Genomic DNA, 21,162 nt, shown 5'->3' with positions numbered 1-21,162 from the left:
TACTTGCTGGAAAGGATAGGAATGTTGTATAATGTAATGATATAAAGTGGACAATCTTAAGGAGGATTTGCATGAATACCGAAATTGAAGCAATTGATAAAGAGCCTGGCGCTAATCCTGCTATGCCTGCTAATTTTATCGAGGTTAGCATTAATGAAGATATAAAGACAGGGAAATATGGCGGTCGGGTACATACGCGCTTTCCACCAGAGCCTAACGGCTATTTGCATATTGGTCATGCTAAGTCGATTTGTCTAAACTTTGGCTTGGCGATTAAATATGGCGGCAAATGCAATCTGCGTTTTGATGACACTAATCCTACTAAAGAGGATGTTGAGTATGTAGACTCAATCCAGGAAGATGTAAACTGGCTGGGGTTTGATTGGGATGACCGTAAATATTATGCCTCAGATTATTTTGAAAAAATATATGAGTTGACGATCGAGCTTATTAAAAAGGGCATGGCTTATGTCTGTGATTTGACTGCCGAAGAGACCCGGCAATATCGTGGTACACTGACAGAACCGGGAAAAGAAAGCCCCTATAGGAGTCGTACAGTTGAAGAAAATCTGGAACTTTTTGAAAAAATGCGTGCTGGCGAATTTCCAGAGGGTAGTCGGGTACTGCGAGCGAAAATTGATATGGCTTCGCCTAATCTAAATATGCGGGACCCTGTTTTGTATCGTATTGTATACACAAAGCACCATCGTACCGGCGATACCTGGTGTATCTATCCCATGTATGATTATGCTCATCCGATTTCTGATTCGATTGAGAATATAACACACTCCATCTGCACGCTTGAATTCGAAGACCATCGCCCGCTGTATGACTGGACGTTGGCAACATTAGGCATTTATCAAAGCCGGCAGATTGAGTTTGCCAGGTTGAATATAACGAATACTATTATGAGTAAGCGTTACCTGCGCCGACTGGTAGAAGAAGGCTATGTCAGCGGCTGGGATGATCCCCGGATGCCGACAATCTCTGGCCTGCGGAGGCGAGGGTTTACCCCTGAATCTATCCGCGATTTTTGTGATCGCATTGGTGTGGCTAAAAGTAACAGCCTTGTGGATGTTGCTATGCTGGAACACTGTATTAGAGAAGACCTTAACACAAAAGCACCGCGAGTGATGGGGGTGCTTAAGCCCTTAAAAGTGATTATTGACAACTATCCGGCAGATCAGGTAGAAGAATTAGTAGCAGAAAATAATCCGGAAAATCCCGAGATGGGTTCACGGACAATGCCATTTTCCCGGGAAATATATATTGAGCAAGATGATTTCATGGAAGATCCGCCCAAAAAATTCTTCCGTTTGGCTCCAGGTAAGGAAGTTCGTTTGAAACAGGCCTACATAATCAAGTGTGAGCAGGTAGTCAAAGACGAACAAACTGGCGAGATCGTAGAATTACACTGTTCCTATGATCCAGATACCAAGAGTGGCAGTGGTACTGCCAATCGTAAGGTTAAGGGTGTGCTGCACTGGGTATCAGCTGCCCAGGCAGTGAAAGCCGAGGTGCGTCTCTATGATTATCTGTTACTTGATAATCAAAATCACGAAGAAGCCGAAGGGGCTGCTAAGGATTTTGTAGATACACTAAACCCGAACTCGCTGGAAGTGCTGGCTAATTGTTTAATTGAGCCCAGCATCAAAACAGCCCAAGTGGGTAATCAGTTTCAGTTCATGCGGAACGGCTATTTTTCTCTTGATCGCGATTCCACACCACAAATGCCGGTATTTAACCGCATTGTGTCACTGAAGGATTCCTGGGCCAAGCAAGGGAAAAAATAGCAGTGGAAAAGACTTTTGTCGGCAGGAATGTTGACAAAAGTCTTTCTGTAACATTTGAGAGACGGGGTATTGGCAAGTGTTGGTTTTGATAAAATTTTTGTACATAACCTTTTTGTTGCCGCCAGGCATATTTATTGCTGCATTAACTGTTTGTTGTGTATGGCTGCATAGGCACAAACAACGGGGTATGGGAGCGCTGGCAGTGATAACGGCGCTCTTGTATCTCATTTCCATTCCGTTGGTGGGGGATTGGTTACTGCGATCTTTAGAGAGCCGTTACCAGCCACCGGCAACTGTTAGTGGTGATGTTATTGTCGTGCTGGGAGGCGGAGCAACAGCAGACACACCTAATGTGCATGGCAAAGGGCATTTGATGGGCTCGGCTGCCAACCGCTTACTGACAGCAGCGCAGCTATACCATAGTACTGGTGCACCAATCATCATTTCCGGGGGGCAGGTATTTGCCAATACTGGCAAGGAGGCAGAAATCGCACGTCATATCCTGTTGGGAATAGGTATTCCTGATGAGAAGATCATTGTGGAAGGGCAGAGCCTTAATACTACTGATAATGCTAAATTTACCAAGCAGATTTTAGCGGAACGGGCTTTTACAAGTCCCATACTAGTTACTTCGGCGTTTCATATGGAACGCTCAGTGGGGCAGTTTACCAAATATAATATGACCGTATTGCCCTATCCTACCGACTATCAAACAAATACTCGCTTTATCTTTGAATGGCATCAATTGTGGCCTCGGGCTGATGCTTTCTATAACAGCCAGTTAGTTATTAAAGAATATCTTGGGCTGATGGCTATACGTTGGTTTTAACGTAACTGTATACACGAAGGAGTGGTAATTTGAAAATTTTACTTATTGGTGGCGGCGGGCGTGAGCATGCGTTGGCTTGGAAATTGGCGCAAAGCCCCCGGGTAGAAAAAATATACTGTGTTCCGGGAAATCCCGGAATTGCGGCTGTGGCTGAATGTGTGTCTGTTGATATAACAGATAATGAGGCTTTGGGTAAATTTGCGCTCGAACACAACATCAGCCTGACTGTTGTTGGCCCGGAGTTACCGCTAACCAACGGTCTTGCCGATCATTTTGCTGCGCTTAATCTGAAAGTATTTGGTCCGTCCCAAAAGGCAGCGCAACTAGAGGGTTCTAAAGCCTTTGCCAAAGAGATTATGCATAAATATCATATTCCCACTGCCGTCTCGGCTGCTTTTACTGACATTGACAGCGCACTGGCCTATATAAAAGAACAAGGCGCACCGATTGTGGTTAAAGCTGACGGATTGGCTGCCGGTAAAGGCGTCGTTGTTGCCCTGACAGTAGAAGAAGCTATTGATGCTGTTACGATGATGATGCGTGATAAGGCATTCGGCAATGCCGGCAATTTGGTGGTTATTGAGGAATATCTGGCAGGAGAAGAAGCTTCTCTGCTGGCCTTTACCGATGGTACTACGGTTGTACCGATGGTTGCGGCTCAGGACCATAAGCGGGTATTTGACAATGATCAGGGACCCAACACCGGTGGAATGGGAACATATGCTCCGGCCCCGGTTGTTACTCCGGCTGTGCGGGAACAAGTATGGCGTGAGGTCTTGCAGCCGGTTGTCGATGCTATGCGGCAGGAAGGTATCGTTTATAAAGGTTGTCTGTATGCTGGATTGATGATTACGGCTCAGGGGCCAAAGGTCATTGAATTTAATGCTCGTTTTGGCGATCCCGAGACACAGGTCGTGCTACCGCTTTTAGCCAGTGATTTGGTGGATATCATGGAAGCCTGCGCGGATGGACGACTGGCTGATGTAACCATCGAATGGGAAGATAAGGCCGCTGTATGTGTTGTGCTGGCTGCGGGTGGGTATCCTGGGAGTTATAATAAAGGGGATAAAATTACCGGTCTTGATCAAGCAGAGTTACAAGGGGCAATGGTATTTCATGCTGGAACAGGCACGGTTAACGGCCAGATCGTCACCCACGGCGGCCGGGTACTTGGCGTGACGGCGGTAGCCGCTAATCTCCGGGAAGCTGTAGATAAGGTTTATCAGGCTGTACCAGTGATAAACTTTGCTGGTATGCAGTACCGTAAAGACATTGCTCATCGGGCATTTAACCGGAGTGACAGGTGAAAACGTTGAAGAGGTGTATGCTTTAATGGATGCAGGCTTAACAGCCAGTAATTTAGTAGTCATTGCGGTTACAGTTATTGGTATTGGTCTGACGGCTATCGGCTTGCCTGGCAATTGGTTGATCTTTTTTACTGCTTTAGGCTATGGATATTTGGAAAGCTTTACTCATATGAATACTACTGTGCTGCTGCTGCTTTTTGGCGCGCTGTTAACAGGGGAACTGGCCGAATTTGTTGCGGGGTCGCTGGGAGCTAAAAGGGAAAATGCCTCGCGTGCGGCCATTGCAGCCGCTTTTATTGGTGGCATTGCCGGCGGTATAATCGGTACAGGATTCATGCCAGGACTTGGTTCTATTGCCGGGGCGATTGGTGTCTCCTTTGCCGCCGGATATTTAGCGGAGTATGCGTCTACTGGAAATCAGGAAAGGGCAACCAGGGTAGCCAAAAGTATTGTCATTGGCCAGACGTTGGGTTTAATTTTTAAGCTAGCTGTAGCCATCGGGATGGTGGTTTTTTTAATCTCCCAGCTTACGTGGTGACAGGAGGAAGTACGATGAAACGTCAGCAAATACTAGAAGCCGCTTATACTATTTTCTCCCGCAAGGGGTATCATCGTGCTACAGTGGATGAAATTATTGCTCTGGCTGACACTGGTAAGGGTACAGTATATAAGTATTTTGTCAATAAAGAACAGCTCTTTTATACCCTTATAAAAGAACGGAGTGCTAATTTTGAGGCCGAACTTAAGGAAATTTCAGTTCTTACGGAACCAGCTTTGAACAAAGTAAAAAAGGCTATCAGGATATTTCTGGAATTTTATATTGCTAATGCTGATTTGTGGCGGGTGCTCATGCATGAGATGCGTGGCTTAGGTCATGAAGAACCATCAAACTTCACCGAGGCGCAGCGTGAAAAATATCGCGAAAGATTTGTTCATACCATCGGGATATTGCAAGCTATCTTACAAGAGGGTATAGAACAGGGCACTATTCGTAATTGTGATATACATAAAGCTGCTCATGGTTTGTTCAGCGTCATTGTTATGATGGTATTTCAGGGTTTTGTTGAGGATAGCAGGGAATCCATTGATACGGCAGCCAACAGTATTGCCGATGTTTTCCTTTATGGTGTTGCTGCGTTAAAAAAGTGAGTCAGGATTTCCCTGACTCACTTTTTAACTTAAAATGCGGGTACAATGGCACCTTGATATTTTTCATTAATAAACTTCTTAACTTCTTCGGAAGTCAGGGCTTTGGTTAATTTTTGGATTTCTGGGCGGTTTTCATCACCTTTGCGAACAGTGAGAATATTAACATAGGGTGAGTCTTTTTGTTCAGTAAACAGAGCATCTTTGGTGGGGACAAGCTTGGCTTCCAGTGCATAATTAGTGTTGATGACGGCTAAAGTAAGGTCATCAAGCGAACGCGGTAGTTGCGCAGCTTCAAGCTCGCGGATTTTTACACTTTTGGGGTTATCAGTGATATCACTGATAGTAGCAGTAACACCGGCGTCATCTTTGAGTTTAATGATGCCGGCTTTGGCTAGCAAGGCTAGTGCACGGCCGCCGTTGGTGGGGTCATTGGGGATGCCGATTGATGCACCGTTTTCCAGATCATTTAGGTTCTTGACTTTTTTGGAGTAAATACCCATCGGTTCGATATGTACAGCAGCAGTGTAAGTCAGATCAAGGTTGCGTTCGGTACAAAACTTAGTCAGATAAGGGATATGCTGAAAAAAATTGGCATCCAGTTCTTTTTCTGCCACAGCCATGTTGGGACGGACGTAATCGCTCATTTCGACAATAACCAGGTTGATGCCTTCTTTTTCAAGCATTGGTTTGACAACATTGAGAATCTCAGCATGCGGTACGGCGGTCGCGCCAACTTTAATTGTTTTCTTTTCAGCAACTGACGGTGCGGGGGTGCTCTTGCTGCAACCAGTGACAAAGGCAGATAAGGCTAATACTGCAATTATTACTAACAGGGTAAACTTCTTCATAAAGTGATTCCTCCTAAAATTAAATTAAAATAACTAGAAACAAAATATCCTCCTTTCGAAAAAATGTAAGCCTCTTCGGCAGTCCGAAGAGGCTTGTTGTCCAGTTCTTCATCTGCCAGGAGGTAATCCTGTGGAATTGGCACCGTTCGCAGATGCGATGGTTGCCGCGGCATCATCGGGCCATTCCCTCAACCAGCTCTTGATGAACAATATTTAAATTATGAATTTCATATTAGCATGCATAAGGATAGCTGTCAACTAAAAAAAGTGGTATTTTGTGTAAAAAACGGGGATTTTATAGAAGAGGTTTTACTTGAATAAAGATGGAAAGTATTAAAGAAGGAAAATCTGGGTAAATGGCGAATAAATATACAATAGCAAGTATTACAGGGAGGCTAGAAGTATGCCTACAAATCCTAAATTGAAAGATAGGCTTACCGATCAGCTGTTTAGAGGAATTTTATCGCTAAACAGTGAGGAGGAATGTTATCAATTTTTTGAAGACGTATGCACAATTGGCGAACTTAAAGCTATGGCTCAGCGCCTGGAAGTGGCGCGACTGTTAAAGGCTGGCGTTATTTATGATGATATAGTTGCTGCTACCGGTGCCAGTACAGCGACTATCAGCAGGGTTAAGCGCTGTCTGTATTATGGTGCTGATGGTTATAAGACAGTATTAGATAAGATAGAAAACAGTTGACTAGAATGGAGTGAACACAATGAACAGAAATAATTATGTGCCGCAAATTCCCTATGGAACACGTGATCTGCTGCCACGGGAAGCAAAACAAAAGCGTATTGTCGAGGGAGCTCTTGCCGAGTTGTTTTCCCGTTGGGGTTATGATGAAGTGGTAACGCCAACTTTTGAATATATGGAAACAATAACACTGGGTACAGGCAACGCGATTCAAGAGCATGTGTTTAAATTTTTTGACAAGAATAATCGTACGTTAGCACTGCGCCCTGATATGACAACACCGATTGCACGGGTAGCTGCGACAAGATTTAAAGAAAGGCCGCTGCCGCTGAGATTGTTTTATCTTACTAATGTATTTCGGCATGAGCAGGCGCAGGCTGGACGACAGTGTGAATTTTACCAGGCTGGGATTGAACTGTTAGGGGCTCCGGGACCAGCTGCTGATGCCGAGATTATCGCGTTGGCGGTCGAAGCCATGCTGGAGGCAGGCTTAACCAATTTTCAGATCGGTTTAGGTCAAGTTGCATTTATTAACGGTCTTATGGCAGAGAGTGGATTAACTCAGCGGGATCAGCAAAAAGTAAAATATACTATGGTTACTCGCGATTTGGTGGGTTTGGGTGAGGTTTTGGCCCAAAGCGACCTTAGTCAGGCAGCCAGGGAGATATTTCAGCAAGTTCCGCTCTTACATGGGCGGGAGGATATGCTCAGAGCAGCTTACCGGCTTGTTACTAACGAACAAAGCCGCGCCGCATTGGATAATCTGGCCGATATCCATAAACTCTTAACAGGTTATGGCGTTGAACGGTATGTCAATTTTGATCTGGGTATCATTCGCGATTTTGATTATTATACAGGCATGGTCTTTGAGGTCTATACACCAGGCCTGGGTTTTCCACTATGCGGTGGTGGCCGTTATGATACTATGTTGGCTTCTTTTGGTGTTCCTAATCCGGCCACTGGTTTTGCACTTGGCATTGAACGGATGCTATTGGCACTGGAACGTCAGGGGATTGATGTTAGTGTCCGCGGTAAAGACGTATACATTGCCTGGGCAGAGGGTAATCTGGCTGAGGCCATTGAAGCGGCCAAAGAATACCGTAAAACAGGCCGCCGAACAGAATTAGCGCTGGCTGGTTGTTCAAAGACGGCAGCTGAAAAGACGGCTAATGAACAAGGCTATGAAGAATTGATATATATTGAATAAACGCGTTAAGCAGGTCGTTGCCGCGCTTACCGCCCGGATTAACGAAGTTGATAAGGTTTTTATCGATAAATACCTAAATAAAACGCAGACCGCCCTGTTTTGGCAAATGAATCTGCCTGACCAACGGCATGCTTTGAATGTAGCGTATACAGCGCTGAAGCTTGCTGCCAGCCAAGCGGCTGTAAATCAAGAACTACTTATACAATGTGCGCTTTTACATGATGTCGGTAAGGTTAAAGGTGATGTTAGTACTGCCGATAAAATTATTACCGTTATTTTTGATAGGTTTGCGCCACAATGGGCAAAATCCTGGGGACAAATGGGGCGGGGCAGCAAAATAGACAATCTCCGTCATGCTGTCTATATTTATTATAATCATGCCGGACGCGGGGCGGCTATGCTGACTGCAGCCGGCATGTCCCCACAGCTAACCATGATTGTTGCAAGACATCATGAGGCTCCGGCAGTTGGTGAGCCACCGGAGCTTACGCTGCTAAAAAAGGCCGACAGCCTAAACTAATAGCCTTTACCTTTATCAACAAGGTTTATCATATCCCGGCCCTGGATAAACCGGGTAAGATTATCTGCAAATAATTTGATAGCCCGGTCAAGATAAGCCGGTGATAATGCGGCAACGTGGGGTGTGATAATAACATTGGGCATAGTCCACAGCGGACTGGATTCTGGCAAGGGTTCCTGCGTAAACACGTCCAGGCCGGCGCCGCGAATTAGTTTTTGCTCTAAGGCTGTGACCAAATCGGCCTCATTTACAATCGCACCTCTGGCAATGTTGAAGAAATAGGCTGACGGCTTCATAATAGTAAATTGCTTCAGCCCAATCAGATTTTCGGTGTTTTCCGTCAGCGGTAAAGCAACAACGACATAGTCGGCCTGAGCCAGCATTTCCTGAAGACTATCACTATCTGGCAGATACAGCTTATCTACAAACAATTCAGTAGTCATTTCTTGTTTACTGGCAAGAACCGTCATGCCTAACGCCTTGGCCTTTTTGGCAATCTCTCGTCCAATAGCACCAAGGCCGATGATGGCAAGGGTATGTTCGTGTAATTCGTCTGTTGGCACTCTCTCCCATATTCTTGCATTTTGCTGACGAATGCTTAAGGTAAGTCCCCGGCTAAAAGCCAGCATCATAGCTAAGAGATGTTCAGAGACAGGAATACTATGGATGCCCTTGGAATTCGTAAGTATGGTGTCGGCGGCCTGAATTTCTGGAAACAGCAGTTTCTCAACTCCGGCACTTAACGCATGAATCCATTCTAAGTGAGGGGCAGCCTGATACAAATGCTGGGTTTCAGCCCAGCCCCAGGTTACTAGGATATGACACTCCGGCATATGTTCGAGGACGGTTTTTTCATCACTTACAATTATATTTACATTAGGCTCAGCAGCCTTAATGACTTCTTTATGCCGGTCGGCCAGTGGGTTGAGCACAACAATATTAAGAACAGCCATAGTGAACCCTCCTTATATAAGGTTATTATCTTGCCAAATACTTCTACATATACAGTTGGTTTTCCTACCTAAGACGAAAAAGCTGGTAATCTTGTAGAAACGGTATTTGCAAAGAAAAATTCAAATTAGCATATTGACGTTAATAATATACAGTGTTAATATATTATCATGTTAGTTCTTTAATTAACTAAAGAAAAAATAGGAGGAGGCCATGACCTCAAATGATATGGATTATTTAACAATAGCCTTGCCTAAAGGCAAACTTTTTGATCATTCGGTAAGCCTGCTGGCCAAAATAGGCTATACGGCTGAAGGGCTTAGCGAAAACTCACGCAAACTGGTTATTGCCAATGAGACGGAGAAAATCCGTTTTATTATTACTAAGACAGCTGATTTACCTACCTATGTAGAATATGGTGCGGCTGATATTGGGATAATTGGCAAAGACGTACTTTTAGAAGGCAACAAGGATGTATATGAGTTGCTTGATTTAAAATTCGGCTTCTGCCGGATGATGGTAGCCGTGCCTCAGGCACTGAAACAAGAAAAACTAAGCGATTATGCTCATATGCGGGTAGCTACAAAGTATCCCTGGGTTGCTGAAAGTTTTTTTCATAGTGTTGGTATTCAGATGGAGATTATTAAGCTTAATGGTTCCATTGAACTTGCGCCCATGGTGGGACTGGCTGAGATCATTGTTGACATAGTGGAAACTGGTCGTACTCTCAAGGAGAATAACCTTGTGGAAATTGCGCAAATTCATCCGGCAACAGCCCGCTTTATTGCTAACCGGGTAAGCTTTAAAATGAAATTTGACCGGATCAATAAGATGGTTGAAGGCTTAAAAGCACTAGTGGAAAGTGAGGGCAAAGCATGAAAAGGATTCACAGCAGTTTTTTAAGCAAAGAAGAAATGATTGAATTACTGGAAAAACCAGCCTTTGATAAGGTGATATTAGGAACTGGCGGACGTGCCAAAGTAAAGGAAACATTTGGTGAAGACCTGTCAGCCCAGCAGGTTGTGGAACGTATTGTTGAAGATGTCCGGCGCCAGGGCAATGAAGCGGTACAAAAATATACGAAGTTAATTGATGGCGCTGATATTACTACTGCTATGCTGGAAGTAACCCCGGCTGAGATTGAAAGCGCAATTGCCGGGGCTGATAAGGAAGTACTTGATGCACTGGAAGCGGCGGTGGCTAATGTCAGGCGGTTTCATGTCGAGCAACTGCCTAAGTCCTGGTTTACTGAACGGGAACAGGGTGCGATTCTGGGACAGAAATGCACGCCGCTTGACCGGGTAGGCATTTATGTTCCTGGCGGTACAGCAGCCTATCCGTCATCAGTAATTATGAATGCTGTACCGGCGGCAGTGGCCGGGGTAAAAGAGATTATTATGGTTGTACCACCTAGCCGGGAGGGAAATGTAAACCCCTATGTCCTGGCGGCGGCAAAGCTGGCCGGAGTCACAAGAATCTTCAAGGTTGGCGGCGCACAGGCAGTGGCTGCTCTGGCATTTGGCACTGAAACCATTCCTAAAGTAGATAAAATTACCGGCCCTGGTAATATTTTTGTTACGCTAGCCAAAAAGGCCGTCTATGGTCATGTTGATATTGATATGCTGGCCGGACCTAGTGAAATTCTTATTGTGGCCGACAGCACGGCTGACCCCAAATATGTGGCAGCAGATATGCTGAGTCAGGCTGAACATGATGTATTAGCCTCAAGTATTCTTATTACCGACAGTACTGAATTGTCGATAAAAGTATCTAAAGAAGTAGATAGTCAATTAGCTGCATTATCACGCAAGGATATTGCCGCTCAATCGATTGACGATAATGGCTTGATTATTATTACCAAAGATATAATGGAGGCTGTTGAGTTGGCTAACATTTCGGCTCCCGAGCATTTGGAACTATTAACAGCCGAACCGTTTAAGTTGCTGCCGTATGTACGGCATGCGGGTGCTATCTTTATGGGACACTATTCACCAGAGCCGCTCGGCGATTATTTTGCCGGACCTAACCATGTACTGCCGACCGGCGGTACAGCTCGTTTTTACTCAGTGCTCAATGTGGAGACCTTTATGAAAAAAACCAGTATTATTGCCTATACCCAGGAAGCCCTGGCAGCTGTCAGCAACCAGATTATCAAGCTGGCGGAAGCCGAAGGACTGACGGCACACGCGAATGCTGTAAGATTGAGGGGGAATTAGGATGTTTGTACCCCGTAGTGGGTTAGAAACCCTGAAACCATATTCAGTGGAAGAGATTCAGTGGCCTATCAGACTTGATGCCAATGAGAATCCGAATGATATGCCACAGGCTATTAAAACCAAGGTCATTGAAAAACTGGCAGCATTACCATTTAATCGCTATCCTGAAATCAGCGCCCAGTCCCTAAAAACAACTATTGCTGCCGGTTTTGGCTTAACAGCGGCTAATGTGCTTATCGGCAATGGCTCCAGTGAGATTTTGGAGGCACTGTGCTATGCCTTTGGCGGTGCTGGTCGCAGTATTGTGTATCCTAGTCCCTCGTTTTCCATGTATGGCATTTATGCTAAGCTGGCAGACAGCCAACCTGTGCCTGTTGCACTCAATGCCGATTACACCCTTGATGCTGATAAACTCCTGGCAGCAGCAAAGGAAGCAGCGGCCAGTGTGATCTTGCTATGCAATCCCAATAACCCAACAGGTGTAGTATTGCCGCCGGCGCAGATTGAATATATTGTTGCTAATACCAAGAGTCTGGTAGTTGTTGACGAAGCTTATCATGAGTTTTACGGAAAATCGTCGGTGAATTTGTTGGGGAAATATCCGAATCTTGCCATTGCCCGCACCTTTTCCAAAGCTTATGGTCTGGCAGCTGCCCGGGTGGGTTATCTTTTAGCCGGTGAAGATATTGCCCAAACTATCGGTAAAGTGTTGTTACCTTACAATGTAAATGCCTTAACATTGGCAACAGCTGAGATCGTATATAACATGCGTCAGGAATTTGCGGTTAGCCTGGCTGAAAATAGCCGTGAGCGGGAGCATATGACAGCAGCGCTTGGTGCTATCGCTGGTATAACGGTATATCCATCCCAAACTAATTTCCTGCTAATCAAGAGTGATACTATTGCGGCAATGGTTGCGCGTCTGAGCGCCCGGGGCATAGGTATTCGCGATTTTAGTACCGCGCCTGATCTTACTAACTGTATCCGGATTGGTATCGGAACACCGGACGAAAACAAGGCTGTATTGGAGGCTGTTACCGCATGATCCGTACTGCCAGCTTGAAACGAGTCACCGGGGAAACAGCCATAGAAATATCATTGAATCTTGACGGCTGCGGCCAGTCGCAAATTGCCACAGGTATTGGGTTTTTTGACCATATGCTGATTTTATTCAGCAAACATGGACTATTTGATTTGACGGTGGCAGCAAAGGGCGATATATATGTGGACGGACATCACACGGTGGAAGACACCGGCATTGTCCTTGGACAGGCCCTGGCCCAGGCTTTGGGTGACAAAGCTGGAATAAAACGTTATGGTACAGCCTTTGTACCTATGGATGAAGCGCTGGCCTTGGTGTCACTTGATATTAGCGGCAGGCCGTTTCTGGTTTTTGATGCGACCTTGCCTAATGAGCAAGTCGGTCAGTTTGACAGTGAGTTAACAGAAGAATTTTTGCGGGCCCTCAGTGTTCATGCCGGGCTTACTTTGCATGTGAAGCTCTTGTCAGGCAAGAATACCCATCATAGTATTGAAGCAATCTTCAAGGCGCTGGGTCGGGCACTGGATGAAGCTACCCGGCAGGATGACAGGATTAAAGGTGTAATGTCAACAAAAGGAATGTTATAACGGTTAGAATAAAGGAGGCGCAGTGATGGCGCTTAAAACCTTAGCAATTATTGATTATGGTATGGGCAACCTGCACAGTGTGTCCAAGGCTTTAGCCAAGTTAAACGCCGAAAATGATGGTCAATATACTATTGTTGTTACCAGTGATCCGGCAGTCATCTGTAATGCCGCCAAGGTAGTACTGCCCGGGGTAGGGGCTTTTGGTGATTGTATGGCTAATCTGAGCAGCTATGGTCTTGTTGCTACTATTAAAGACGTGGCTGGGCGGGGTACACCTTTTCTTGGCATTTGCCTGGGACTGCAATTGTTATTTGATGGCAGCGAAGAAGACCCTGGTGTGCCAGGACTAGGAATTTTGCCAGGAATGGTACAAAAAATTATTGCTCCTGCCCTTAAGATTCCCCATATGGGTTGGAACAGTTTGGCATTTAAAACACCAAGTCCGTTATTTGCCGGACTGCCGGCAAACCCTTATGTCTATTTCGTTCATAGCTATCATGCTGTGCCGGAGAAGCAGGAAGTTGTTACCGCTGTGGCTGAGTATGGCAGCGCTATTACAGCTGCTGTCGGCTGTGGTAATGTGCAGGCTGTGCAGTTCCATCCCGAAAAATCAAGTGCAGCAGGGTTGGCTATTTTGGCTAACTTTTTAAAGTGTGTTTAGAAACACACTACCTTAATATATGAGACTGGTCCCAAATGCTTAGATGCTAGGCGCGACGAGAACGGGAGTGAAGGCGTACTGGGATGGTACATTGAGCGAGCGCTCGCAGGAGCAACAACGCAGATGAGCGTTTGGGGACAGTCTCTGAGGAGTTGAGATTATGATTATCTTCCCAGCAATTGATATTCGCGGTGGACGCTGTGTTCGTCTCACTGAGGGACGTTTTGATAAGGAAACAGTATTTGCCGATAATCCTGCTGATATGGCCCGCAAGTGGGCGGCTGCCGGGGCCGAGTACCTTCATGTCGTTGACTTGGACGGTGCATTAGCCGGCAAATCGGTTAATCTTGAAGTAGTTCGCACTATCGTAAAGACAGTGAGTATTCCGGTACAGCTAGGCGGCGGTATTCGCACGCTTGCCAATATAGAACAAGTGCTTAAAGCCGGTGTTAGCCGGGTAATTCTAGGTTCGGTTGCTGTCCGTAGCCCCGAACTGGTACGGGAGGCCTGCCGCCAGTTTGGCAGTCAGATTGTTGTGGGTATTGACGCGCGCGATGGTCAGGCGGCTGTAGATGGCTGGGAAGTATCTGGCGGTGTGGGCGCAGAGGAACTAGCCAGGAAGATGACTGATGCTGGTGTGGCTCGCATCATTTACACTGACATATCGCGGGATGGCACTCTGCAGGGTGTTAATGTGGCGGCAACCGCCTCGCTGGCTAAAGCTGCCGGTATTCCGGTTATTGCTTCTGGCGGGGTGAAAAGTATTGACGATATTACGGCTCTCAAAGCAGCTAATACGGAGGGCGGTATTGAGGGTGTTATTGTCGGCAAAGCCATCTACACTGGTGCCGTTGATGTAGCAGCCGCTATTCGTCTGGCCAAGGAGGGCAGAGCTTAATGTATACCAAACGAATTATTCCCTGTCTGGATGTCAAAGACGGGCGGGTGGTAAAAGGCACGAATTTTGTTGGTTTACGGGATGCTGGCGACCCGGTGGAACTAGCCAAGGTATATGATGGTAAACTAGCTGATGAACTGGTTTTCTTAGATATCACAGCTTCCTCTGATAAGCGTAAGACCATAGTAGACGTAGTGCAGCAGGTAGCTGCTGAAGTATTTATTCCTTTTACAGTGGGTGGTGGTATTCGTACTGTAGAAGATATCAGGACAATGCTTAAAGCTGGGGCCGATAAGGTTTCCCTTAATACGGCAGCCGTCAAAAATCCTGAACTCCTGGCCGAAGGTGCTAAACGTTTTGGCCGCCAGTGTATTGTGCTGGCAGTCGATGCTCGCAAATCCGGCCAGGATACCTGGGAAGTATATGTTAATGGCGGCCGGACGCCGACAGGCATTGATGTGTTAGAATGGGTCAAGCGGGCCACTGAGCTGGGAGCCGGAGAAATTCTCCTAACAAGTATGGATAAAGACGGTACCAAAGATGGCTATGATATTCTCCTTACCAGGGCAGTATCTGAGGCTGTCAATGTACCGGTTATTGCGTCAGGTGGTGCAGGCGAGATGGAACATTTTTATGATGTATTAACAGCCGGGAAGGCGGATGCGGTACTGGCAGCGTCGGTGTTCCATTACGGTCAATTTACTGTAGGGCAGGTTAAAGAATATCTTAGATCACGGGGGGTAGAAATGAGATTATGAATATAGATACTATAAAATATGATGCTAACGGCCTGGTGCCGGCAATTATTCAAGATGAAGTTAGCGGAACTGTGTTGATGCTAGCCTACATGAATGCTGAAGCATTGAGCAAAACACTGGAAAGCGGTGTAACCTGGTTTTATAGCCGCAGCCGCCGTGCGCTTTGGCAGAAAGGCGAAACCTCCGGTCATGTACAGACTGTTAAAGAAATGTATTTCGACTGTGACGCAGACACTATTTTAGTTAAAGTAAGTCAAACTGGCGCAGCTTGTCATGAAGGAACATTCTCCTGCTTTAGCCGCAGACTGGATGCTGATGCCGGGCAGGAGGCAAAACTGTTTGATCCGGATAAAGTATATAAAGAGCCGCTGGCTGGCGTATTATATGAGCTTTACAATGTCATTAATGACCGTAAGTATAACCCTAAAGAGGGCTCTTATACCAATTACCTGTTTGAAAAAGGACAGGATAAGATTCTGAAAAAAGTCGGTGAAGAAGCCGCTGAAACCATTATCGCATCGAAGAATAACGACAAAGCTGAGATTCTGTATGAAATGGCTGATCTTTGGTATCACTGCCTGGTACTCTTAGCCAACCACAATATTACGCCAAGTGAGCTGTTTGAGGAACTGAAAAAACGCCGGAAATAATTGTTGAAGAGGCCTTGAAACCTAGCAGTCAGGATTTCAAGGCCTTCTTCGTCCAGATGGAAAGGTTTTTCAAAGTACGCAAAGGTTTATTAATGAAAAATTGACACATGTATTAACTTTCGTGTAAACTAACTGTATATAGATGTATAGATTGCTAAATAGACAGTATTAGCTTTCAAAGGAAGGGTATTATGAGAAGTCGTGAGAACCTGATACCGGTTTATTATCGTTTAGCTGATGACATTAAACAGCAAATTGAAGCTGGTGTGTTAAAAGACGGGGATTTGATTCCGACAGAGGCACAGCTTGGCGAGCAATACGCCATAAGCCGGATGACTGTACGGCAAGGCATTGCTCTGCTGGCAGAGGCTGGTTTAATTGATACAATTAAAGGCAAAGGTAGTTTTGTTACCCGTCCCCGCCTAAATCAGTTGGTTATTGATCTAACGAATAGTGGTGTCAGCAAAGAGCAGCTACGGTATAAGCTTGTAAGCGTCAACTTAATTCGTAATAACTTGGAATTAGCTCATGAATTAGGCCTCTCTGGCGAGACAAATATTATTGCAGTAAAACGCTTACTGTTCAAAGGTCAATTACCGGTGGCGATTGAGGAAAAGTTTTTACGGTACCAAAAAGGAAAACCACTTTTGGAAACACAACTGGAATATGCGGATTTTCCTGAATTGGTTGCTAAACATCAGGATAGTGTACCTGTTCGCAATGATATGGTAATATCGGTGGCAGTTTTGTCTTCTGAGCAGGCTAAATTGTTAGAAACAGAGGAATTACTACCGGCGATGGTAGTAAAACAAGTTATTTATGCTAAAGAGGACAAACCGCTGGGCGTATCCATTATGTTTTGTCACAAAGACCGATTTGAATTAAAGGCTACCTCATACCCACTTTCAGGAAGGTTGTGAGATTATGCTAAAAATCCAAAAGATGCTAGTTGGTGCTATGGCCAGACTAGACGAAACTATGGTGATGAATCTAGTTAAACAAGGTCTCCAGATGGGGATTAATCCCTATGTTCTATTGGAAGAAATTAGAATAGGGACTGACCGGGTAGGAGAGCTTTACAGTAAAGGCGAGTATTTTTTATCAGACTTAATTATGGCTTCTGAAATTTTTAAAGATGTACTGACCCTGGTAAATCAAGATCGGGTGGTTACAGCTGTAGTTTCCTATCCCACTGTTATTTTCGGAACGGTGGAAGATGATATTCACGACATTGGCAAAAATATCACAACAGGTATTATGCGTTATAACGGTTTTGACATCTGTGATTTGGGGGTTGATGTACCTGCACCAAAATTTATTGAAGCTATTGAACAGTATAATAGCCGGGTTGTCTGTTTAACCGGACTTATTACCGAGGCTTTTGATTCCATGAAAAATACAATTGCGTTGCTGAAAGAAAACGGACTTCGTTCCCGGACTACGGTCATCATTGGTGGATTGGTCAATGAAAGTGTAAAAAACTATACCGGAGCCGATTATTGGGCTACCGACTGTACTAAGGTAAACGAATTATGCCGGAATATTCTTGTGAATAATAAGCGAATTATGCAATCTTCGTAAAGGAAGTGAGCAGTTGAGGACGGCAATATTAGCATGCCAGACACTTAAGGCGGAACTTACCTTGGTAATCAAAGAGACCAGGGTAGATTTCCCAATAATTTATGTTGAATCCGGGCTGCACAAAACCCCTGAATTATTGCATAACAGAATTCAGGAAGAGATCAATCGGATTGATAATGTTGATGTAATCCTCCTGTTATTTGGCTATTGTGGCAATAGTCTGCTTGGGATTAAGTCTGATAAGACCAAACTGGTGCTTCCCAAGGTGGATGATTGCATCCCTTTGCTCTTGGGATCATGTGAAGCCAGAAAAAATATAGCCAAGGAAATGGGAACCTACTTTCTAACTCAAGGTTGGTTGGAGTATGAGGATAATCTGCTCAGAGAATATGATCGCTGTCTCAAGCGCTATGGACAGTCTAGAACTGCCAAAATAATGAAAATCTTGCTGGGACATTATAAACGTTTTATGCTGATTGATACAGGTGCTTATCCAGTTGAAAATGTATTGCCACAGACCAGAGAGTTTGCTGAACGGCTCAATATGTGTCATGAAGTTACTCCTGGCTCGTTGCGTTTGTTTTACAAGCTGCTGCAAGGGGAATGGGATGAGGAATTTTTGGTCCTGGAACCAGGAAAAGCTGTTGCCATGAGTGATATTTGCAGTGGTAGTAATCAGCAGGAGTTTAGTCAAACTGTAGCCTTACAATTGTGTGCCAACAAGTAAAAATACAAAGTAAAAAGTTCTGAATCCGTTTATTTAATGGGTTCAGAACTTTTTTTATATCGAGACAGTCTCTGAGGTGAAAGAAATTGGTAATTTAAGTAAATCGTTTAGTATGATTGTTGGGCATAGTTTTCGGAATTATAGGAATTTGACGACGATTGGTATATGCGGATAACATATGTGATATGAAATGCATGCAAGATTGCACTAGGTTATGTGACTATGAAAGTGCTGTCTCATGCATAAGCTTAACTAGTATTAAGTAAACACAGGGGGGATTTATGTAATTGGATTCGTGCTAACTAACAAACATTTTCTACAGTAGAACAATCTAAAAAACTATAAGAACAGGTGGGGGAAATAATGAAAAAGCCGTTAATTGTCTTAGTTACTATGATGATTTTTTGTATTTCCAATCTGGCATTAGCTGTAGACAGTAGCTTTAGTGACCTTCCGTCTAAGCACTGGGCGTATGATGCCGTTACCAAACTAGCTAATGCCGGTATAGTCGATGGTGTTGGCGATGGTACTTTCCGTGGTGATAAAACTATGACAAGGTATGAAATGGCGCTTATTGTGGCTAATGCACTAACGAAGGAAGATAAAGCTAATGCCGAAAACAAAGCGTTATTGGAAAAGTTATCAACTGAATTTTCTAAAGAATTGTCGGGTTTAGGTGTACGAGTTAAAAACCTGGAAGAAAAAGATGCTAATAGTTTGAAAATCACTGGTGTTGCGCGACTCAGTCATGAATGGACCAAAAATCCGCGTGCACTTGTACCTGACGCAGCTCTTGGCGGTGACCCATATTATACTGGTCAACCAACTGATAAATCGGAGATCCGCTCAGCTTTATACGTGTTTATAGATAAAAAGTTTGACAGCAATCATTATTTTCATGCGATAATCGGCAATGACTCTATAGCAGGCGATACGAGAACTGATAGTCCGATGGAGTTTGAGGAAGCGTATTATGCCAGCAAAAATGGTAACTTTGAGTGGGCCGCAGGGAGATTTGCGCCAACAATTGGCAAAGGATTATTATTTAGTGCACCCTACCTGGATGGTGGCAAAGTGACCTTCGGCAAAGAGATAAAAACAACTATTTATTCTGGCAAAAAAACAGATTACTCCTGGCTGTTAGCCGATACGCAGTTTAAACTGAACGAGCATACCAGCATGCTATTTGCTTATAATGCCGATAAACATAAAGAGTATTATAATTCAAAAGCAGTGGGATTAGAATATACCGGGATACCTAATATCAACTTGAAAGGTGAGTATGGTGTAAACACTGCAGTCAATGCAAAAGCTGTAAATGATGGCAATTCTCCGAAGGGAATGTATTTCAAGGCAAAATATAAAGGCGCAAATCCGTTTGCAGTAGGGTCAGCAGGTGCATGGGTAGGTTACCGGAACGGTGACAATGGTTTTGATTCGCACCAATATACTGGTGCACTATCGGCTCCAAATAACTGGACATATCCTGCTCAGGGTAGCAGTATCAATGATGTAAAAGGTTTTGAGTACGGAGTTGAAGTGACAGTTGCGCCACACGCGATGCTTTCGTTTATCTATGGGGATTTGGAGGCTATAAAAGTAGGCGGCGATGGTTTAGCCGACAAAAGTCAGAAATTCTTGATTAGTCAGTTAACCTGGGTTTTCTAAGGGTAACTGTAATCCAACATCTATATTATCAAGTACCTTCAAAAATAGTGAGATAGCAGGGTTGTGGTGCTCCTTTTTCCAGGTAGCCATAATGTTATTATAAGCATCCTCTCCTTGCATGCCGACGACAGAAATGCTAGGGGGAACAGCCAGGTTTAACTTCGGATCTTTTAACATAAAGGAAACACCCATACCTGCTTCCACTAACCAATAGATACTTTCCATACGAGTCGATTTAATGGGTATATTTGGTGTAAATCCTCGTTTCCCACAAAAATCGATGAACCAGTCATACCCCTGCCGACATTCTGTTTCATATAGCAGGATAAAGGGGTCTTGAGCTAAAACCGAGATATCAATAGAGGCTTCATCAGCATAAGGGTGATTATTAGGTAAAAGAAAACATAAGGGACAACGGTGAATTAAGCGCTGCATAAACCGGGAAGCTTTTAAATTATTCCCGAGCATGACAACAAAACCAAGATCTAATTCTTCCTGTTCCAATTCATCCTCAATCATTTTGAGAGTGAGGATACGAACATCTATGCTTATTTGAGGATAAAGTGCTTTGAAGCGTTTCAGGGCATGAGGAAGAAAAACACCTTCGATTCCAAAACAGCCAATTTTTAGGCTGCCGCGTATGCCGCGTTGGGCTTGCCGGGTCTTTTCAATAACTTCACCCACCTTTACGATAAGACTATTGCCTTCACGTAATAAAGTTTTCCCGGCTGGTGTTAGTTCAAGTGAACGGTGGTGACGGATAAACAATTCGACCCCTAATTCTTCTTCAAGCTCGGCAATTTGTTTACTTAGTGCCGATTGTCCGATATAGATTCGTTTAGCTGCTTCGGTGAAGCTGAGGCACTGGGCAACCGTTATAAAAGAACGTAGACCGCGTATATCCATGGTATATATCCTCCTCATGATTGGACAAGCTATCCATTACAATAATAATATAACAGGCGTTAAAATGGTAGCGCCTGATAAAATTTCTATGATTATTAGGAATAGTTTGTGGAATTACAGGAATTTGACCAAATTATCTGGCAGGTGTACCATGAATATGAAGCGTA

At 44.5% G+C, this 21,162-nt stretch carries 23 protein-coding genes and 1 riboswitch; of the genes, 20 read left to right on the top strand and 3 right to left on the bottom strand.

Features of this window, described 5'->3' with window-relative positions:
- The first annotated feature begins 71 nt into the window (after positions 1–71).
- From AC1ECB_RS15140 to AC1ECB_RS15120, 5 genes are all read left to right on the top strand, one after another.
- Positions 72–1,793, top strand: a complete 1,722-nt coding sequence (locus tag AC1ECB_RS15140) for a glutamine--tRNA ligase/YqeY domain fusion protein (protein ID WP_485664566.1) — start codon at positions 72–74, stop codon at positions 1,791–1,793.
- 76 nt (positions 1,794–1,869) lie between these two features.
- Positions 1,870–2,622 (top strand): YdcF family protein, encoded by a 753-nt coding sequence (locus AC1ECB_RS15135; RefSeq protein WP_485664565.1) that lies wholly within the window; start codon positions 1,870–1,872, stop codon positions 2,620–2,622.
- Positions 2,623–2,651: 29 nt separating this feature from the next.
- On the top strand, positions 2,652–3,929 hold the full coding sequence (gene purD / locus AC1ECB_RS15130; protein WP_485664564.1) for a phosphoribosylamine--glycine ligase: 1,278 nt from the start codon (positions 2,652–2,654) through the stop codon (positions 3,927–3,929).
- A gap of 25 nt (positions 3,930–3,954) precedes the next feature.
- Positions 3,955–4,467 (top strand): DUF456 domain-containing protein, encoded by a 513-nt coding sequence (locus tag AC1ECB_RS15125; RefSeq protein WP_485664563.1) that lies wholly within the window; start codon positions 3,955–3,957, stop codon positions 4,465–4,467.
- 14 nt (positions 4,468–4,481) lie between these two features.
- Positions 4,482–5,078: a TetR/AcrR family transcriptional regulator gene (locus tag AC1ECB_RS15120; protein ID WP_485664562.1), complete on the top strand. Its 597-nt coding sequence runs from the start codon at positions 4,482–4,484 to the stop codon at positions 5,076–5,078.
- A 29-nt stretch (positions 5,079–5,107) separates the two neighbouring features.
- Here AC1ECB_RS15120 and AC1ECB_RS15115 read toward each other — a convergent pair whose 3' ends face one another.
- The gene (locus tag AC1ECB_RS15115; protein ID WP_485664561.1) at positions 5,108–5,926 is read right to left on the bottom strand and encodes a MetQ/NlpA family ABC transporter substrate-binding protein; all 819 of its coding nucleotides are present in this window, start codon (positions 5,924–5,926) and stop codon (positions 5,108–5,110) included.
- A gap of 105 nt (positions 5,927–6,031) precedes the next feature.
- Positions 6,032–6,135: riboswitch (SAM riboswitch) on the bottom strand.
- A 194-nt stretch (positions 6,136–6,329) separates the two neighbouring features.
- Here AC1ECB_RS15115 and AC1ECB_RS15110 point away from each other — a divergent pair.
- The 3 genes from AC1ECB_RS15110 to AC1ECB_RS15100 are packed head-to-tail and all read left to right on the top strand — an operon-like array spanning position 6,330 to position 8,350.
- Positions 6,330–6,626 (top strand): YerC/YecD family TrpR-related protein, encoded by a 297-nt coding sequence (locus tag AC1ECB_RS15110; protein ID WP_094604286.1) that lies wholly within the window; start codon positions 6,330–6,332, stop codon positions 6,624–6,626.
- A gap of 19 nt (positions 6,627–6,645) precedes the next feature.
- Complete coding sequence (gene hisZ, locus AC1ECB_RS15105; RefSeq protein ID WP_485664560.1) at positions 6,646–7,830, top strand: ATP phosphoribosyltransferase regulatory subunit; 1,185 nt, start codon at positions 6,646–6,648, stop codon at positions 7,828–7,830.
- Entirely contained in the window at positions 7,823–8,350 is a 528-nt protein-coding gene (locus AC1ECB_RS15100) for an HDIG domain-containing metalloprotein (RefSeq protein ID WP_485664559.1), read from the top strand. The genes hisZ and AC1ECB_RS15100 overlap by 8 nt, the downstream gene beginning before the upstream one ends.
- Here AC1ECB_RS15100 and AC1ECB_RS15095 read toward each other — a convergent pair.
- Positions 8,347–9,303 carry a D-2-hydroxyacid dehydrogenase gene (locus AC1ECB_RS15095; protein WP_485664558.1) on the bottom strand — a complete coding sequence of 319 codons (957 nt, stop codon included), beginning with the start codon at positions 9,301–9,303 and terminating at the stop codon, positions 8,347–8,349. The two genes, AC1ECB_RS15100 and AC1ECB_RS15095, sit on opposite strands and share 4 nt — an antisense overlap.
- A 211-nt stretch (positions 9,304–9,514) precedes the next feature.
- Here AC1ECB_RS15095 and hisG point away from each other — a divergent pair, with 211 nt between their 5' ends.
- From hisG to AC1ECB_RS15035, 12 genes are all read left to right on the top strand, one after another.
- The gene (gene hisG / locus AC1ECB_RS15090; protein ID WP_485664557.1) at positions 9,515–10,180 is read left to right on the top strand and encodes an ATP phosphoribosyltransferase; all 666 of its coding nucleotides are present in this window, start codon (positions 9,515–9,517) and stop codon (positions 10,178–10,180) included.
- Entirely contained in the window at positions 10,177–11,517 is a 1,341-nt protein-coding gene (hisD, locus tag AC1ECB_RS15085) for a histidinol dehydrogenase (RefSeq protein WP_485664556.1), read from the top strand. Before hisG ends, hisD begins: the two co-directional genes overlap by 4 nt.
- 1 nt (position 11,518) lies before the next feature.
- Positions 11,519–12,562, top strand: a complete 1,044-nt coding sequence (hisC, locus tag AC1ECB_RS15080; protein WP_485664555.1) for a histidinol-phosphate transaminase — start codon at positions 11,519–11,521, stop codon at positions 12,560–12,562.
- Positions 12,559–13,146: an imidazoleglycerol-phosphate dehydratase HisB gene (gene hisB, locus AC1ECB_RS15075; RefSeq protein WP_485664554.1), complete on the top strand. Its 588-nt coding sequence runs from the start codon at positions 12,559–12,561 to the stop codon at positions 13,144–13,146. The genes hisC and hisB overlap by 4 nt, the downstream gene beginning before the upstream one ends.
- 25 nt (positions 13,147–13,171) lie before the next feature.
- Positions 13,172–13,807 carry an imidazole glycerol phosphate synthase subunit HisH gene (gene hisH, locus AC1ECB_RS15070; RefSeq protein ID WP_485664553.1) on the top strand — a complete coding sequence of 212 codons (636 nt, stop codon included), beginning with the start codon at positions 13,172–13,174 and terminating at the stop codon, positions 13,805–13,807.
- Between the two features lie 160 nt (positions 13,808–13,967).
- Positions 13,968–14,705, top strand: a complete 738-nt coding sequence (hisA, locus tag AC1ECB_RS15065; protein ID WP_485664552.1) for a 1-(5-phosphoribosyl)-5-[(5-phosphoribosylamino)methylideneamino]imidazole-4-carboxamide isomerase — start codon at positions 13,968–13,970, stop codon at positions 14,703–14,705.
- The gene (hisF, locus tag AC1ECB_RS15060) at positions 14,705–15,463 is read left to right on the top strand and encodes an imidazole glycerol phosphate synthase subunit HisF (RefSeq protein ID WP_485664551.1); all 759 of its coding nucleotides are present in this window, start codon (positions 14,705–14,707) and stop codon (positions 15,461–15,463) included. Before hisA ends, hisF begins: the two co-directional genes overlap by 1 nt.
- Positions 15,457–16,113 carry a bifunctional phosphoribosyl-AMP cyclohydrolase/phosphoribosyl-ATP diphosphatase HisIE gene (hisIE, locus tag AC1ECB_RS15055; protein ID WP_485669352.1) on the top strand — a complete coding sequence of 219 codons (657 nt, stop codon included), beginning with the start codon at positions 15,457–15,459 and terminating at the stop codon, positions 16,111–16,113. The genes hisF and hisIE overlap by 7 nt, the downstream gene beginning before the upstream one ends.
- Positions 16,114–16,304: 191 nt before the next feature.
- Positions 16,305–17,033: a GntR family transcriptional regulator gene (locus tag AC1ECB_RS15050; RefSeq protein WP_485664550.1), complete on the top strand. Its 729-nt coding sequence runs from the start codon at positions 16,305–16,307 to the stop codon at positions 17,031–17,033.
- A gap of 4 nt (positions 17,034–17,037) precedes the next feature.
- A complete protein-coding gene (locus AC1ECB_RS15045; RefSeq protein ID WP_485664549.1) occupies positions 17,038–17,694 on the top strand; it encodes a cobalamin B12-binding domain-containing protein in 657 nt (218 codons plus the stop codon).
- A 13-nt stretch (positions 17,695–17,707) separates the two neighbouring features.
- The gene (locus AC1ECB_RS15040) at positions 17,708–18,421 is read left to right on the top strand and encodes a DUF1638 domain-containing protein (RefSeq protein ID WP_485664548.1); all 714 of its coding nucleotides are present in this window, start codon (positions 17,708–17,710) and stop codon (positions 18,419–18,421) included.
- 363 nt (positions 18,422–18,784) lie between these two features.
- The gene (locus AC1ECB_RS15035; RefSeq protein WP_485664547.1) at positions 18,785–20,089 is read left to right on the top strand and encodes an S-layer homology domain-containing protein; all 1,305 of its coding nucleotides are present in this window, start codon (positions 18,785–18,787) and stop codon (positions 20,087–20,089) included.
- On the opposite strand, the gene AC1ECB_RS15030 is transcribed toward AC1ECB_RS15035, so the two are convergent.
- Complete coding sequence (locus AC1ECB_RS15030) at positions 20,072–20,995, bottom strand: LysR family transcriptional regulator (RefSeq protein ID WP_485664546.1); 924 nt, start codon at positions 20,993–20,995, stop codon at positions 20,072–20,074. The genes AC1ECB_RS15035 and AC1ECB_RS15030 overlap by 18 nt on opposite strands.
- Between the last annotated feature and the right edge of the window lie 167 nt (positions 20,996–21,162).

The organism is Sporomusa sp. 246TCP1, assembly GCF_057319775.1.
This window is presented reverse-complemented; position numbering and strand designations above follow the sequence as displayed.